This window comes from Cellulosilyticum sp. I15G10I2, from assembly GCF_900095725.1.
Classification (GTDB): domain Bacteria; phylum Bacillota; class Clostridia; order Lachnospirales; family Cellulosilyticaceae; genus FMMP01.
This window is the reverse complement of record NZ_FMMP01000014.1, coordinates 66,008-81,516: the sequence shown is the minus strand read 5'-3', so window position 1 is coordinate 81,516 and position 15,509 is coordinate 66,008. Positions and strand designations below refer to the sequence as shown.

Here is a 15,509-nt window from a genome sequence, read left to right as displayed (position 1 = left end):
CACGCGTTACTCACCCGTCCGCCACTAACTAAGAGAGCAAGCTCTCTTAGTCCGTTCGACTTGCATGTGTTAAGCACGCCGCCAGCGTTCATCCTGAGCCAGGATCAAACTCTCATATAAAAGTTTGCCCTACAACTGTTACGTTGTATTTGACTTAATTACTTGTACTTTTAAAGAACATTACTATTCTTTAAGCACTTGATTCGAACTTGCAATGAAACTTAGTATAAGTTTCTATGTGAAGCTCTATGAACTTTGTATAAAGTTCTATTGAATCGACTGGTTTTATGGTTACTATTTTATTTTCAAAGTTCAAACTTTTTTAACCCTTTGAGCTAAATTGGCGGAGAAGGAGGGATTCGAACCCTCGCGCCGCTACTAACGACCTACTCCCTTTCCAGGGGAGCCCCTTCGACCACTTGGGTACTTCTCCTTAGTGCTTCTCCACTTTTTTAAGCTTTCTCAGATTAAAAAACGGAGAGAGTGGGATTCGAACCCACGGAACGCTCTCACGTTCGCCGGTTTTCAAGACCGGTGCCTTAAACCAACTCGACCATCTCTCCACACTATAATATTAGTTAGCTTGCGCCGACCTAATATATTTTATACTACACTTTTCAGCTTGTCAATAACTTTTTTCTATTTAAGAAGCAAGTTTTTGTTGCCCGCCGTAGTGCTTATTTAATATACCATAGCATTTGTCATAGGTCAACACTTTTTTTCAGTTTTTTTAAATTTCCTACATTCTTTATGTTTTTGTAGTTTAATCACTTATCATCATCTAAATTCATTTAAAATAGCTTCTGCAATAATGAGATCTTCTGCTGTTGTCACCTTTATATTTGTATATTCTCCTTGTGTAATATACACCTCTTTTCCAAGTGCTTCTACAATCATACTATCATCTGTTACTTGTAAATGATTAGCCTTAGCATGTTGATAAGCCTTCATTAATAACTCAAAAGAAAAAATTTGCGGTGTCTGTACAGCCCACAGAGTATCTCTGTTAGGTGTTTGCTCTACTTGATGCGTTTTTGTATCACATATTTTGATTGTATCTTTTACAGGAACAGCTACAATGCTGGCTCCAGTTTCCTTTGCCTTTTTAAGGCAATTAAGTATTACTTTTTTTGAAATAAAAGGACGGGCTCCATCATGAATCATAACATAGTTTGTATCTCTATCTACTTTAAGTAATCCATTATATACAGAATCCTGTCTTTCACTGCCTCCTGCTGCTATCTTTTTAACTTTATTGAGATCATAGCGTATAACTATATTTTCCTGCACATAGTCTATATCTTCTTCCGCTACGACCAGAATTATCTCATTTATAAACTCACAATTTTCAAATGCTTCTATAGTATGTGCTAAAATTTCCTTTTCTTTTAATAAAATATATTGTTTCTTTATGGCTAGTCCCATGCGTTTACCGCTTCCACCAGCCACTATAACTACCGATACCTTATCCATGTATTTTTCCCCTTATACCTTGTAAATTTATGCACTTATAAACTTGTTCTAATAGTTTATCATTATTTATACACAATTAACAGATTGATTTGCTAAAAGTATATCCAAATCTTTCTAATTATGATAATGTAGAATAAGCTCTAAGTATGTTTTAGAGTAATTTGCACATATTTATACTATACATTTTTATTTAAGGAGAACGAATATATGACAAAAAATAAGTACGGACTTTTTACTTGCATCGCCATGATTGTTGGGGTAGTTATCGGATCAGGCATATTCTTTAAAAGTGATAATATTTTAGTCGCTACTGGAGGCAGCATTGTCTTAGGTGTCTTAGTCTTTTGTATTGCCGCCATTAGTATTATTTTTGGAAGTCTAACAATCGCAGAGCTTGCTGCTCGCAATGACAAAGCAGGCGGCATTATTACCTATGCTGAAGATTGTTATAATCCTTCAGTTGCCTGTGCTTTTGGATGGTTTCATACCTTTTTATACTATCCTACGCTTACAGCTGTTATCTCTTGGGTAGCTGGCATCTATATTTGTATTCTTTTTAATATAGAAGGAACTCTAGAAATGCAGACGTTGATAGGACTTGGAGTTCTTGGTGTTCTTTATATAACTAACTTAGTTTCATCAAGACTTGGCGGGTACTTTCAAAACGCGTCTACTATTATAAAACTTATCCCTCTTATTCTCATAGGCATCTTAGGATTAGTGTTTGGAAATCCTAGCAGTTTATCACAAGGTGATGTTTCTAATATGAGTTCTACAGGATGGATCGCTGCAATTATTCCTATTATTTTTGCATTTGATGGCTGGATTGTTGCTACTTCTATTTCCCACGAGGTTAAGGATGCGAAAAAAAATATTCCTCTTGCACTTATTTTTTCCCCTTTACTTATTCTAGTAATCTATATTTTATATTTTGTGGGGATAAGCGTATTAATAGGTACAGATAATTTAATGAGCATGGGTGATGCGCACGTTGACCTTGCGGCAAATCAACTTTTTGGTTCTTTTGGTGCTAAACTTATTTTAGTGTTTGTTGTTATTTCTGTCATGGGTACTGTCAATGGTCTTATTATGGGACTGACTCGCATGCCCTATGCCCTTGCTATAAGAAATATGTTTCCTTATTCTAGTAAAGTTAGTACGGTAAATAAGCAGCTTGGCATTCCAGTTGTATCATCTCTCGTGACCTTAGCTATTGTTTTATTTTGGTTTATAGTACATTATGTAACTCAAAAAAATAATCTACTTCCTAACTCTGATATATCAGAAATATCTATTACACTAAACTATGTAGGTTATGTTATTCTATACATTCAGGTATTTAGATACGGCCTTTCTGGCGAAATAAAAGGTTTTTGGCGCAGTAAAGCAAATCCTGTATTTGCTACACTAGGTTCTCTTATTATACTCATAGTAGGTATGAGAAGCTCACTATTCTGGCTATATGCCCTTTTATGTGGCTTAGTTGTTTTAGCAGCTTTCGCCTTTTGGAAAAGAACAAACAAGTAGTTTCTTAATTATATTCGATAAACGAACTGCCCCCTGTCTATGTGAGATGGGGCAGTTCATTTTTTTAGATGTTTTTCTTCTAAATATTTCCCAAACTTACTTTGCTTAGATACTTTCTTGCTGCATCCTCTGCTTGTTTCATAAAGACTAGATCAGTAGGAGGATTTTCAAGTTTATATCTAGGAAAATATCTCGAAAGATGCAAAGGTATTTCATAACTCACACTGTTTAAAAACTTTGCGATTTCTCCTACTTCTTCTAACGTGTCGTTTTCTCCGCTTACCAATAATGTTGTGACTTCAACATGACAAGCTTTTGCAGCTATCTCAATAGTTTTTAGAACTGGATTTAAACTTCCCCCACAAAGACGTTTATAATATTTAGCATTGAAACTTTTTAAATCAATATTCATGGCGTCTACATAAGGAAGAAGTTTTTTTAACGGCGCTTCACTTATATAGCCATTACTTACAATGACTACAGCTTTACTTGGATCTGTTTCTTTTAAAAGCTTTGCACAATCATAAACATATTCATACCAGATACTTGGCTCATTGTAAGTAAAAGCAATACCTGTATTTTCTTTAGTTGTAATTATTGTCTCTACTAAGTTTTCTTTAGGCACAAAATCACTTTTGGCTTTATATTGAGAAACGCTATAGTTCTGACAAAAATCGCAAGTGAAGTTGCACCCAAAGCTTCCTACAGATAAAATCTGAGTTCCTGATCTAAAATAATGGAGCGGCTTTTTTTCTATAGGATCTAAAGAGATAGAAGTGATCTCTCCATAATTAATAGTAAAAAGTTGATCGTTTTCATGAGTTCTTACCCTGCACTTTCCAAACTGTCCTTTTTCAATGATACAATGATGAGGACATAAGTAACAGTGTATTTTATCTTTACGTTTTTCATAAAATAATGCCTCTGTTTTCATCTTAGTTATCCTCTAGTTACTCCTCTTTATGACGTATCACTTGGAATCTTTGCAACATATATTCCTCATAAGGCTTTATCCCTGCTTTCTCTAAAGCAATCTCTAATTGTTTTTCTACCGTATTAACCCCTTCTAAATTTGGAAGCAGCACCCCTGTTTTACCACGGCTTCGTACAATAACACCGTATTCCCTAGCGTTTAGCTCTTCTTTAGAACAATTCTCCGGTTCTGTTAAAACATCCACTGAAAAACCAATCTCTAAAAGTTCCTCTTTTTCTACTTGATTAAACCTAGGATCATGCACCCCTGCTTGTATGGCATTGCGCCTAATCTCTTCTGCAATATTTTCCGTTGTTGGAAATATAGTTCCGATGCACCCACGCAGTTCCCCATGCTTTTTTAGAGATACAAAAACCCCTCTCTTCATACTTTTCATTTCATCTGTGATATAATTTGGAAGCTTCTCTTGAACTTTATCTAAGTTTAAATAAGATGTAAGACTTTCTCTGGCGAGTCTTACATAAGGATCCCTTTGATTTTGCTTTTTTTCATAATTTCCGTTTTTCACTGCTTCTAACTCTCTGAGCTTAGAAGCATCTTCTGCCACAACATTCATCTTCATCACACCATAACCTACGCCAAAAGTTCCCTCGTAACTTAAAAGTTCTCCCTGAAATCTTCTTCCTTCAAGAGTTCCTAATAAAATGGCTATAGAGCGCCTGCCGCACTCTCCGGCATTGCATATGAGCTCCTTATCCATGCCAAAAACCCCCATTACATTTCCCTCTTGTAAATGGCGAACAAATTCTGTATCAAACTTCTCACCAAAAGGGCTGTATTCATAGGGACCTTCTTCTTTTAGCTTATGAGATAAATCTCCGCTTGCAATCAAAACCGCCTCTTCCTTTAACGCTTCACAAGCTTTTTGAATAACCATTCCAAACCGATACAAATCTATATCACCGAGCGTTGCATAAGTAATGTGTACAAGTTTATAGGTCTTATAGTATGTGTTAATAAAGTATAGCGGCACCATCGTCCCATGGTCTAAAAAGACCGAACTTTTATACTCCCTTAAAAGAGAATCTGTAGCTAGTACAACTGGGATATCTTCTGCACTTGCAAGTTCATAGATTTTATGGGTTAGGATTTTATTTATCTCAAGTTTCATAGCAACCTCAGATGCCCCAAACTTTTTGAGATCTCCACCTATTTCCTCCTCATAGCTGAGTGCAATAGCATTTTGAAACATTGTCCCATGCGGTGTGACAAGTATTATCGTAGCAGGTGCTTTCTGTGCAATTTCTTTTCCTATAGCTTGTAAACTCATACTGGTACAGCTAATCTTTTGTTCCTCACCTTTTCCTACTTCTGGAAGTACAATAGGCGGATGGGGCATCAAATAAAAACCTTGTAAACTCAAAACACTCACCTCTCTATCATCTTTACACGCAATCTCTTAATTAGTCTTACCTTTTTTAAAGATTAAATTCTTAAAAACAGCACACACTTCTTATCCTTTAAGTAATTTTCTAGTTAATTCCATAAAAACCTCCATGGCGGGTGAAAGCCACTTATCCTTATGGTAAATCATTAAAGTAAATATGTCGAAATCCGATCCTGTCCAATGTAAATTCTTCAAAGTTCCTGCTGAGAGTTCTTGTTCCACTGTCATCTGCGGCAACAGTGAAATACCAAGTCCGCTGATCACACATTTTTTTATCGTCTCAATGCTACCTATTTCTAAAGTTGAACCTAACTGAACTTCCGCCTGTGCAAGTTGTCCTTCGAATAAACAGCGATAGCAAGCATCTTTTTCAATAAGAATCAAATGTTCTCCTTCTAGGTCACTTGGACTAATATGCTCATGATCACTTAGAGGATGATTCATCGCCACAACAAGCGTTATGTTTTCTGGTTTTAAGCTCTCAATAACAAGATCCTTAATTGTTATTCGATTGTCCATTAAAAGCGCTATGTCTACTACATTATTCCTCGCCCAGTTAAAAATATCAGCACAACTTCCAAGCTTTAAAACAATCTCCACCTCAGGGTACCGTCTGCGATACTCCTGTAGAATTTTTGGCAGACGATAGATACAAATCGATTCTGGCGCTCCGATAATTAACGTTCCTTTCGGAAGATCTGATCCTGTTATAACAGCTTTTGCTTCCTCTTCAAGCTTTAAAATCTGCTCGGCATATGCTAATAGTTTTTCCCCAGGTTTTGTTAAAAAAATTCTTCGCCCTATTCTTTCAAAAAGTTTTACTTGCAATTCTTCTTCCAGCAAACGTATTTGAGCACTAATACTTGACTGTGCGTAATTAAGAAGCTCTGATGCCTTGGTAAAACTATGGGCCTCGGCAACAATGCGAAAGGTTTTTAATTGTTGTAACTCCATCTTAATTATCCTCCCATCAAAAAAAACGATTGATTTAATCAAAACTATCGTCTGCAACGTTTTTTCTTTCATGATACAATTTGTTTAACGAATAAGCAAGAGTACATAAAAAAGGAGGATTTGTCTTATTCACAGGAAAAGTGGATGTTGGTCACTTGGCGAAAAGTTAGGTAAGTCATTCTATATAGGAAAAGATTTTAGGAAAGGGTGTGATAAATAGTGAAAAATAATATTAAAAAGAACAGTAAAAACTATTTTGACCAGATAGCAAGCAGTTGGGACCAAATGAGACAGGGGTTTTTCTCTGAAGCTTTAAGGGATAAAGTATTCTCTCTATCCAATATTCAACCTGGAACATTAGCAGTAGATGTTGGTGCTGGAACTGGCTTTATGACAGGAGGCTTACTTGGCCTGGGCGCCCAGGTTATTGCTGTTGATCAATCTTTAGCAATGCTTGAAGAATTAGATAAAAAATTTAATTATAATGCCAATATTGATTGCCTCGTTGGCGAATCAGAAAAGCTTCCTATAGCTGATAATAAAGCAGATTACGTTTTTGCTAATATGTATTTACATCATGTTAAGACTCCTAGAAAAGCTATTTTAGAAATGGTCAGAATTCTTAAATCAGGCGGTAAACTAATCCTTACTGATTTAGATGCCCATAACTTTCACTTCCTTAGAGAAGAACACCAAGATCGTTGGATGGGATTTGAGCGCAGTTCAGTTCAAGAGTGGTTCTTATCTGCAGGATTAAATGAAGTATGGGTAAACTGCATTGGTGAGAATTGCTGTGCCAGCTCCCTAAGCCATAATGAGGAGGCGTGTATTAGCATTTTTATAGCTTGCGGCGTAAAGATATAATAAACAGCATTATATATACTTGTAGTCGTATATTATTAAAGAAGGAAGTCATCCATGTGACTTCCTTCTTTAATATTTTTTAGATATCAATAGACAAAAAATCTAAGCATTTTCATTTTCGTTCAAAACTTAAGCAATCTGTTTCACTGTAGTGCTCTGCTTCCTTTAAGCTCCCCACTTCTATCTCTTGCAATGTACAATGTCTCTTTGCATGATACGCACACGTATTAACTTCACACAAAATAACATCTGTTTCTCCTTTAGATACTTCCTCGTGGGCTAAATTACTAAACTCTGACTGTTCCTGGTAGGTTTCACAACAAGTTGCTTCTGTTATTTGTGCACCAATTCCTCCTATATTAAGGACATGAGCACCACATATTTTTTCTTGATTATAATAACATGAACGTACGCTGCAGTTTATTCTAGGCATTTTATTCTCCTCCTTTTCTTACTACATACACGTTATTATAACTTAGCTAGATTTATTTTATACTTACTCTCCTATAATTAAACTCCTATAAATATATGAAGTCCAAACTATAAAGCTACTTAAACGCTGCGACTTTATAATTATCTGAAGTCTTCCATATATTTTTCGGCTTCTTTTGGCTCCCACTTTCTATCTACTAGGGCATCCCCTTCTTTTAAGTAACTTATTTTATCCATAAAAGTATCTTTCTCTTCTCGGTAAAGCACACCTATGGGTATGCCATGATCTCCCCACTCCATAGCTTTCTTCATTGCTTCTATTTTATTGGTTGGATCGTAGTCTGAGGTGTCTAAACGATAAACCCTATCCTTATACCATCTAAAATTATTAATATGATTAAATACAACGCAAGGCTGAAGCACATCGATGAGAGCGTAGCCTTTGTAGTTAATAGCTTCTTTTAAAATATTCACAAGATGCTCTTTATCTCCTGAAAAAGATCTTGCAACAAATCCACAGCCAGCAGCAATTGCAAGCAGCAGCGTTTGTAAAGGTTCCATTTTATTGCCATCGAACTGCATACTAGTCTTTTGACCTTTTGCAGTAGTAGGCGATGCCTGCCCCTTGGTCAGGCCATATATTTGATTTAAGTGTACAACATGTGTAATATCAACATTTCTTCTCACCCCATGGATAAGATGATTGCCTCCCTCCCCATAAGTATCACCATCACCTGAGTGTATAATGACCTTCAAATCCTTATTGGCTATCTTTATTCCCTGAGCCGGGGGAACAGCTCTGCCATGCAGTCCATTAAACCCATTAGCATTAATATAATGAGGGGTTTTAGCTGCCTGACCTATGCCAGAAACTATAACGACTTGATGGGGTTTTAGTTCAAGTTCTGCAAGTGTTTGTTTGAGTGCTGGAAGAATACTATGATTTCCGCAGCCTGGGCACCAAGACACTTCATCTTGTGAATCATATATCTTTATATCTAACATTTACAGCACCTCCTTTTTTACTCTTGTGTACACTGTATGCGCACACATCTGCCTGCCGTCATAATTTAATAGGCTATGATCCATAAAAATACCTGTCTCTTGTCTTATGAGTCTTGCAAGCTGTCCTTTATAATTCATCTCAATATTGATTAGTTTTTTTGCATGCTCCGAATATTTTTTTAATAGTTTGATTGGAAGCGGGTATATATCTCCAAAAACAAGCGCTCCAACTGAGATGTTTTCTTTTTGAAGCAGCTGTGTGGCTTCTCTTATAGGGCCATACATAGACCCCCATCCTATAAGCAAAATTTCTGGCGTCTCAGATCCAAAATAATCCGGTTCCTCCATCTCAGATTGTATTAACTTAAGTTTTTTCATCCGTTTATTCATCATCGCTGTACGTACTTCCGCAGATTCAGTTATATGTCCATATTCATTGTGCTCATCACTATCTATAAGGACTACAGCGCCATCTATTTTCCCAGGTATAATTCTAGAAGAAACGCCGCTCTCAGCTCGCTGATACCGCTTATAAGTATCATCCCCCAATGTCTCTTTACTTGCAAAATACCTATCAATACTTACTCTATTAAAGTCATAAGGTGGTATTGTTTGTGTTGCATCAGCCAGATATTCATCGGTAAGTATAATAACCTGTATCTGATATTTATCCGCAATATTCAAAGCTCTTGCCGTTTGGTAAAAAGCATCTTCTGCATTTTTTACTGCAAGCACCATCTTAGGATATTCTCCATGTCCTGAGAACATTACAAAGTCCAAGTCTCCTTGTTCTGTACGGGTGGGAAGCCCCGTTGCAGGCCCTGGTCTTTGAGAATCAACGACAACAATTGGTATTTCAGTGATCCCTTGAAGACTCATCGCTTCTACCATAAGAGCGTAGCCGCCTCCAGAAGTCCCAGTCATCGATCTTACCCCCGCATAGGAAGCACCTAAAACCATATTAATGGCTGAAATCTCATCTTCTACTTGTTCAACTACTATCTTAGCATCACCCTGCCGCTTAGAAAGTTCTGTCATAATACTTGTTGCTGGCGTCATAGGATAGGACGCATAAAACCCTACTCCACCCGCCAGTGCTCCAAGCGCAATGGCACTATTTGCATTAATAAGAATATGATTGTCTTTTTCTGGCTTATCAAGCTCAAACTTCTTTTGGACGTAATCAAAACCTTTTTTAAAAGCCTTAAAATTAGACTCTGCTGTCTCTTTATCAAATTTTTCATTAAATATTTCCATCACGCCATCAACTGATTCTCCAAAAAGTTTAAGTAATGCACCCGCTGCTACTGATCCTGCCGCTCTTTGATTATTAGTCTCTTTTGCAAACTTTGCCATGGGGATATGTATTAACTTGTTGTTATTTATTTCTATAGCTTCATCGCATATAATCACACCCCCTTCACTAAGTCTCTCTACATGCAACTTGGCAGTCTCTTTATCTAGTGCAATAATAACATCTAAAGCTGGCCAATGTGAGTTTATATATTCTGTGCCAAATCTAATTTGAATAAAATTATGGCCACCGCGAATTCTCGACATATAGTCCTTATGAGAATGAATAAAATAACCCTTACGCTTTAATAATTTTTCTATTAATATACTGAGAGTATCCATTCCTTGACCTGCAGCCCCTCCAATTAAAACATTATATTTCATCCCAACACCCCACTTAGAAGATTTTAATACACAATACGTATTACAAGTATCCTACGTATATAATAAAATGTATTCCACAAGAGGCTTAGTTTATCCCAAATTAATTTTTTCTTTTAGCTATTCTTAAACACATAACTTGGACATTGTTAAAAATATATGCTTTAACTACATACATTTTCAAAAATAAAAAAGGAGTTCCAAATACCCCTGTATGTTTTAAGGTTATTTGCAGAACTCCTTACATTTATAAAATACTACTTTTAAAAGACATAATATATTCTGGTTCATTGGTTTCTTCATTTAGCTGCTCATGTTTAAAAACAAATCCAACTTTTTTATAGAAATGAACAGCTTTTTTATTTTCTTTATAGACTGCTAATGTTAACGTCTCATATTTCCCCTTGACATATTCAATTAATTTCCTTCCAATTCCATCTCCCTGAGCGTCTCTAACCACAAACAATGCGCCTATATATGCTCCACTCAATATACTAATAAATCCTTTTATTTCACTGCCCTCAGAATACACATAAGTTTCAGCAAGTGGCAGATACTTTTCTTTAACAATTTTATAACTTTTTAACCAATATTCTTCTGATATAAATTTGTGCGCTTCAATAGTTGCTTCTTTCCAAATCTCCATAATTCTATCGACTTCATGTTCATTTGTTTTTATTCTTCTTATCATAATAAATTGCCTCTTATTTTTAATTTAAAAACTTAATCGCTATACTACACATTTTTATTCCTTATTCAATAAAATATTATTTTAAATCAGTAGCTTCTATTAATACTTATAATTTTTTCTAATCATTCTAAACAACCAACTCGCAGCCACTACCCCTAATATATCTGCCGCTAAATCCCTAAATTCAAAAGATCTAGCGTCTGCAAAAAGCTGCAAAACTTCTGTTAGAAGACCAAAGGCTGATATCCCTATCAGGGCATAAATAAAATCAGGCAGCTTCTTCTTATACCTGTTGTACTCAAAGTAAAAACAAAAGGTCAATACAGCAAACATACCGAAGTGAACTAACTTATCAAGCCCTGGTATCCCTGGATGTGGTACTGCTCCCCCAGGCATAAGTATTCCAATTAGAATAAATATTGTCGAAGCCAGCGTTAACTTGTAATATTTTATAATCCTCATTCTGCTCTCCTTAATTTCTATCTTTCTCCATAAATTTAGTACCCTCTAAGCTTTAAGCACCTTAGCAAAGATCATTCTGCCTGCCGACGTCTGAAGCACTGTACTCACTATAATGCCAATTGTAGATCCTACATATTTTTTGCCGCCTTCTACGACTATCATAGTACCATCACTCAAATAAGCAAGCCCTTGTTCTTGTTCTTTACCTTCTTTGACAATAGTAACTGTCATTTCTTCATTTGGAAGCAGTATTGGTTTGACTGCATTTGCTAAATCATTGATATTAAGAATTTGAACTTTTTGAAGTTTGGCTACTTTATTAAGATTAAAATCATTAGTGACTACTTTGCCTTGAATTTGCTTAGCTAATTTTAATAGTTTACTATCTACTTCATCTAAATCACTATAATCAATATCTAACACTTCAACGGGAATATCTTTTATTCCCTTAATCTCATTTAATATATCAAGCCCTCTTCTTCCTCTGTTTCTTTTAAGTGAGTCAGAAGAATCCGCTATATGCCTTAACTCATCCAGTACAAAAGAAGGTATAATGACTTTCCCTTCTATAAATCCTGTCATCATAATATCTAAAATTCTTCCGTCAATAATAACACTGGTATCTAAGATCTTGGGGTGAGATTGAGATAATATTTCTCCCTTTTTACTCGTCCACCCTTTAATTTCTTCTTTCTTGAGATGCACGAGATAAATACCAAAACAGCCAAGGCCTAAATAGAGCAGCACAACGAACACTTGCGTTATTTCTTTAGTCTTATCCACTATGAATGCTGTACTTACAAGATTAGCAACTGCCAGACCAATGGTCAGACCACTAATATACATCAGAATTTCCTGCATAGGATATTTATTTAATGCTTTCTCCAATTTAACATAGACAATATGAGCTACTGGAATACTTAATGTAAAAAACATAAGTGCAAAAACAATTATAAATACAATAAGTTCTTTATTAACATATAAATTATTAAGTATGCCGCTCACTTGACTTGGTATAACTTTCATGTTTTCCATTTCAGTAATTCCAAGTCCAATAATCCCTGCTATTAGTCCTGAAAATAAGATTCTTATAATCTTTTTCATTTTGTCCTCCTTTTCGGATATTATTTTTTACCAAGAGGCAGATTTGGCACAGCATTAAGATCCATCCCAGCTCTCTTTCCATCTAAATATTCATAATAAGCTGCACAGCCTATCATTGCTGCATTATCTGTACAAAGTAGTATTTCCGGGTAATATAGGGTAATACCATTATCTTGACAGGCCTCAAGCATTGCCGCTCTAAGTCCCTTATTTGCTGCTACCCCTCCTGCAAGTGCAACTTTATTGATTTGCTTTTCTTTCGCTAACTGAATTGATTTTGTAACCAGTACATCCACTACACTTGACTGAAATGCTGCTGCTACATCTTCTGTATTAAGCGTTTCATTTTTCATATTACAGCCATTAATATAGTTAAGTACAGCTGATTTTACCCCACTAAAACTAAAGTCATATCCCACGTCGAGCATTGCCCTTGGGAATTTAATTGCATCTTTATTCCCTTCTTTCGCAAGCTTGTCTACCTTGGGTCCGCCCGGATAAGATAGCCCTATTGCTCTTGCTACTTTATCATAAGCCTCGCCAGCTGCATCATCCCTTGTTCTGCCTATAATCTCATAACTTGTATAATCTTTAACCATTATAAGATGTGTATGTCCACCTGATACTACCAGACATACAAAAGGTGGCTTAAGCTCTGGATGTGCAATGTAATTAGCAGCAATATGCCCCTCTATATGATGTACTGGAACTAAGGGCTTATCTTTTGCAAAAGCTATCGCTTTAGCTGCAACCACCCCTACAAGTAACGCTCCCACTAAGCCTGGCCCATACGTTACGCCTATTACGTCTATCTCATCTAAAGAGACTTCAGCTGCTTCTAATGCTTCATTAATAACTAAATTTATTTTTTCTACATGCATCCTTGAAGCAATCTCCGGTACTACTCCACCGTATTTTTCATGCAGGTCTATTTGAGTAGAAATAATATTAGATAAAACTTCCCTGCCATTTTGTACCACTGCTGCTGCTGTCTCATCACAAGAAGTCTCAATAGCCAGTACTTTTATGTTATTCATCTTTATACGCCTCCAACTCTTTACTATCTATTTGCGAATCATTCCAACCAGTAATTTTCCATCCCTCAGATGTGTTTTCTAGACTATATATTCTGGTGATATCACCACTATTAATATAATAAAGCACTTTAACTTGTGCCATATTCTCATTATCTAAGTAGATCACTTCCTCAATTTTACTTTCTAAGAGCTTAACCATTTTAATTTGATTTTCTTCTTTTTCCAGTAAAATAGTCTCTGCCTGACTTTCTTTGCTGTTTAATGATAGAATATCCTCACTATATAGATTTCTTATGGTATCACTATAAAGGTCTACATACTCGTCCTGCATTTTTTGGCTATACAAATAACTCATAATTTTATTATGCAGTTCAATGAGTTCTTTGGGTGAACCAGGATAATTTTCCGCTATGTTGTTACGGTCCTTTTGAAGTTCACTGAGTATATCTATATTTCGGCTTTCTCGACTTAAATCTGACTTGCGATTACTTACTATAAAGAAAAAAGAGGCACATAAGGCGATCATAAATAATACCAACAACATCTTCTTCATATCTATCCCCCGCTTCTTATCTTAGCATTCTTCTTCAAATTCTAATGTAGTAGTCATTCTATCATATCCAGCGACTGTATTTGCAAATATTTCTTTAATACCTTCTATATTAATATAAGGGCCTATTAACGCCGGGCTAAAATGTGTAAGCCATAATTTTTTAACGTTGGACACACTCGCAAGCCTAGCTGCTTCACTTCCTAACATGTGTTTATGTTTTTTAACCTGATCCAAATACTCATCTTGTATATACATCGCTTCACAAACAAATAAATCTGCACCTTCTATGAACTCTTCTAGTTCACTAATCGGCCTGCAATCTGTACAGTAAGACACTTTTAAACCTTTTCGTGCATCTCCCAGTACCATGTCCGGCGTATAAACTACTTGCTCAAGCGTAATGGTCTGTCCTTGCTGCAACTTTTTCCAATATTTCTGAGGAACATTATTCTGCTTTGCTTTTTCTACAATAAACTTAGGATTTCTTTTATTCTCAATCGTATAAGCAAAGCACCTGACATTATGCGGAACTGGAAGGATACTTATCCAAAATTCACCTATCTGAATACTTTGTTTTTCATAAGGAAGCTCCATGAGTACCAGTTCAAACGCAATATCTCTGCAGATACAAGTAAGTCCATCTACTATCTTTTTGAGTCCAGGAGGGCCAATGATAGTTAAGGGTTCTTTTCTGCCTGAATTACCAATTGTGAGAAGAAGCCCCGGAAGGCCCGTTACATGATCGCCATGATAATGTGTTAAACATATAATATCAATTGTTTTATATCCCCATCCAAGCATCCGCATGGTCACTTGAGTGCCTTCTCCGCAATCTATCAAAAGTTTTCTTCCATTATATCTTGCTAAAAGAGATGTTAAATACCTCTCAGGCAGCGGAAGCATACCACCTGTTCCTAACAAACAAACATCTAACATATTCACTTTCCTTTCTATATGCTTTTATTATAGCCTTTTATAGTCATTGTTACAATCCTATCCCCTACTTTATCCAAAGTAAGTTTATTTTAAAATTGCTCCCTAGTCTTTATTGACAATTATTCTCATTTAAGCTATACTAATAGTGAATTTATAAAGTATTTCGGGGGACTTAAATATGTCAAAAACATTGTGTGACCTACCAATTGGTTCAACTGGCATCATTGCTAATATTACGGCACCATTTCCTATGAAACAACGTTTTATGGATATGGGACTTGTAAAAGGCACTTCTGTTTATATTGAAAAACTAGCACCTCTTGGAAATCCTATTCAAATTTCATTCAAAGGATATAGTTTGTGCGTTCGTAAAGAAGATGCTAAATATATCTTGATTGCATAAAAACTTGGAGGTT

General features: G+C 35.9%; 16 protein-coding genes, 2 tRNA genes and 1 rRNA gene. 3 read left to right on the top strand and 16 right to left on the bottom strand.

Annotation, left to right across the window (positions count from 1 at the left end; translation table 11 throughout):
- The 4 genes from BN3326_RS14120 to ispD all read right to left on the bottom strand — a co-directional run.
- Positions 1–120: ribosomal RNA gene (locus BN3326_RS14120) — 16S ribosomal RNA — on the bottom strand; the annotation flags it as partial.
- A 221-nt stretch (positions 121–341) separates the two neighbouring features.
- Positions 342–433, bottom strand: a tRNA-Ser gene (locus BN3326_RS14115).
- Positions 434–475: 42 nt separating this feature from the next.
- Positions 476–563, bottom strand: a tRNA-Ser gene (locus tag BN3326_RS14110).
- Between the two features lie 214 nt (positions 564–777).
- Positions 778–1,473 carry a 2-C-methyl-D-erythritol 4-phosphate cytidylyltransferase gene (ispD, locus tag BN3326_RS14105; RefSeq protein ID WP_069999889.1) on the bottom strand — a complete coding sequence of 232 codons (696 nt, stop codon included), beginning with the start codon at positions 1,471–1,473 and terminating at the stop codon, positions 778–780.
- Positions 1,474–1,680: 207 nt separating this feature from the next.
- On the opposite strand from ispD, the gene BN3326_RS14100 reads away from it, so the two are divergent.
- Positions 1,681–3,000, top strand: coding sequence for an APC family permease (locus BN3326_RS14100; RefSeq protein WP_069999888.1), 1,320 nt, complete (start codon positions 1,681–1,683; stop codon positions 2,998–3,000).
- A 79-nt stretch (positions 3,001–3,079) separates the two neighbouring features.
- On the opposite strand, the gene amrS is transcribed toward BN3326_RS14100, so the two are convergent.
- From amrS to BN3326_RS14085, 3 genes are all read right to left on the bottom strand, one after another.
- Positions 3,080–3,934 (bottom strand): AmmeMemoRadiSam system radical SAM enzyme, encoded by an 855-nt coding sequence (gene amrS, locus BN3326_RS14095; protein WP_069999887.1) that lies wholly within the window; start codon positions 3,932–3,934, stop codon positions 3,080–3,082.
- A 16-nt stretch (positions 3,935–3,950) separates the two neighbouring features.
- Positions 3,951–5,357, bottom strand: coding sequence for an AmmeMemoRadiSam system protein A (gene amrA, locus BN3326_RS14090; RefSeq protein WP_069999886.1), 1,407 nt, complete (start codon positions 5,355–5,357; stop codon positions 3,951–3,953).
- A 90-nt stretch (positions 5,358–5,447) separates the two neighbouring features.
- The gene (locus BN3326_RS14085) at positions 5,448–6,335 is read right to left on the bottom strand and encodes a LysR family transcriptional regulator (protein WP_069999885.1); all 888 of its coding nucleotides are present in this window, start codon (positions 6,333–6,335) and stop codon (positions 5,448–5,450) included.
- A gap of 219 nt (positions 6,336–6,554) precedes the next feature.
- Between BN3326_RS14085 and BN3326_RS14080 the strand changes: the two genes are divergently transcribed.
- Positions 6,555–7,199, top strand: coding sequence for a class I SAM-dependent methyltransferase (locus BN3326_RS14080; protein ID WP_242876006.1), 645 nt, complete (start codon positions 6,555–6,557; stop codon positions 7,197–7,199).
- A 112-nt stretch (positions 7,200–7,311) separates the two neighbouring features.
- Here BN3326_RS14080 and BN3326_RS14075 read toward each other — a convergent pair whose 3' ends face one another.
- The 9 genes from BN3326_RS14075 to BN3326_RS14035 all read right to left on the bottom strand — a co-directional run bounded on the left by BN3326_RS14075 (position 7,312) and on the right by BN3326_RS14035 (position 15,093).
- Positions 7,312–7,632, bottom strand: coding sequence for a DUF1540 domain-containing protein (locus tag BN3326_RS14075; protein ID WP_069999884.1), 321 nt, complete (start codon positions 7,630–7,632; stop codon positions 7,312–7,314).
- Positions 7,633–7,772: 140 nt separating this feature from the next.
- Positions 7,773–8,636, bottom strand: a complete 864-nt coding sequence (locus tag BN3326_RS14070; RefSeq protein ID WP_069999883.1) for a 2-oxoacid:ferredoxin oxidoreductase subunit beta — start codon at positions 8,634–8,636, stop codon at positions 7,773–7,775.
- Positions 8,637–10,313, bottom strand: coding sequence for a 2-oxoacid:acceptor oxidoreductase subunit alpha (locus BN3326_RS14065; RefSeq protein ID WP_069999882.1), 1,677 nt, complete (start codon positions 10,311–10,313; stop codon positions 8,637–8,639).
- A 244-nt stretch (positions 10,314–10,557) separates the two neighbouring features.
- Positions 10,558–11,001 (bottom strand): N-acetyltransferase, encoded by a 444-nt coding sequence (locus BN3326_RS14060; protein ID WP_069999881.1) that lies wholly within the window; start codon positions 10,999–11,001, stop codon positions 10,558–10,560.
- 99 nt (positions 11,002–11,100) lie between these two features.
- Positions 11,101–11,463 (bottom strand): VanZ family protein, encoded by a 363-nt coding sequence (locus BN3326_RS14055; RefSeq protein ID WP_069999880.1) that lies wholly within the window; start codon positions 11,461–11,463, stop codon positions 11,101–11,103.
- Positions 11,464–11,508: 45 nt separating this feature from the next.
- The gene (locus tag BN3326_RS14050) at positions 11,509–12,567 is read right to left on the bottom strand and encodes a PIN/TRAM domain-containing protein (RefSeq protein ID WP_069999879.1); all 1,059 of its coding nucleotides are present in this window, start codon (positions 12,565–12,567) and stop codon (positions 11,509–11,511) included.
- A 20-nt stretch (positions 12,568–12,587) separates the two neighbouring features.
- A complete protein-coding gene (gene tsaD, locus BN3326_RS14045) occupies positions 12,588–13,604 on the bottom strand; it encodes a tRNA (adenosine(37)-N6)-threonylcarbamoyltransferase complex transferase subunit TsaD (RefSeq protein ID WP_141722929.1) in 1,017 nt (338 codons plus the stop codon).
- Entirely contained in the window at positions 13,597–14,157 is a 561-nt protein-coding gene (locus BN3326_RS14040) for a DUF6715 family protein (RefSeq protein WP_069999877.1), read from the bottom strand. Before BN3326_RS14040 ends, tsaD begins: the two co-directional genes overlap by 8 nt.
- Positions 14,158–14,178: 21 nt before the next feature.
- On the bottom strand, positions 14,179–15,093 hold the full coding sequence (locus BN3326_RS14035) for a ribonuclease Z (protein ID WP_069999876.1): 915 nt from the start codon (positions 15,091–15,093) through the stop codon (positions 14,179–14,181).
- A 178-nt stretch (positions 15,094–15,271) separates the two neighbouring features.
- Between BN3326_RS14035 and BN3326_RS14030 the strand changes: the two genes are divergently transcribed.
- Positions 15,272–15,496, top strand: coding sequence for a FeoA family protein (locus BN3326_RS14030; protein WP_069999875.1), 225 nt, complete (start codon positions 15,272–15,274; stop codon positions 15,494–15,496).
- The last annotated feature ends 13 nt before the right edge of the window (positions 15,497–15,509 follow it).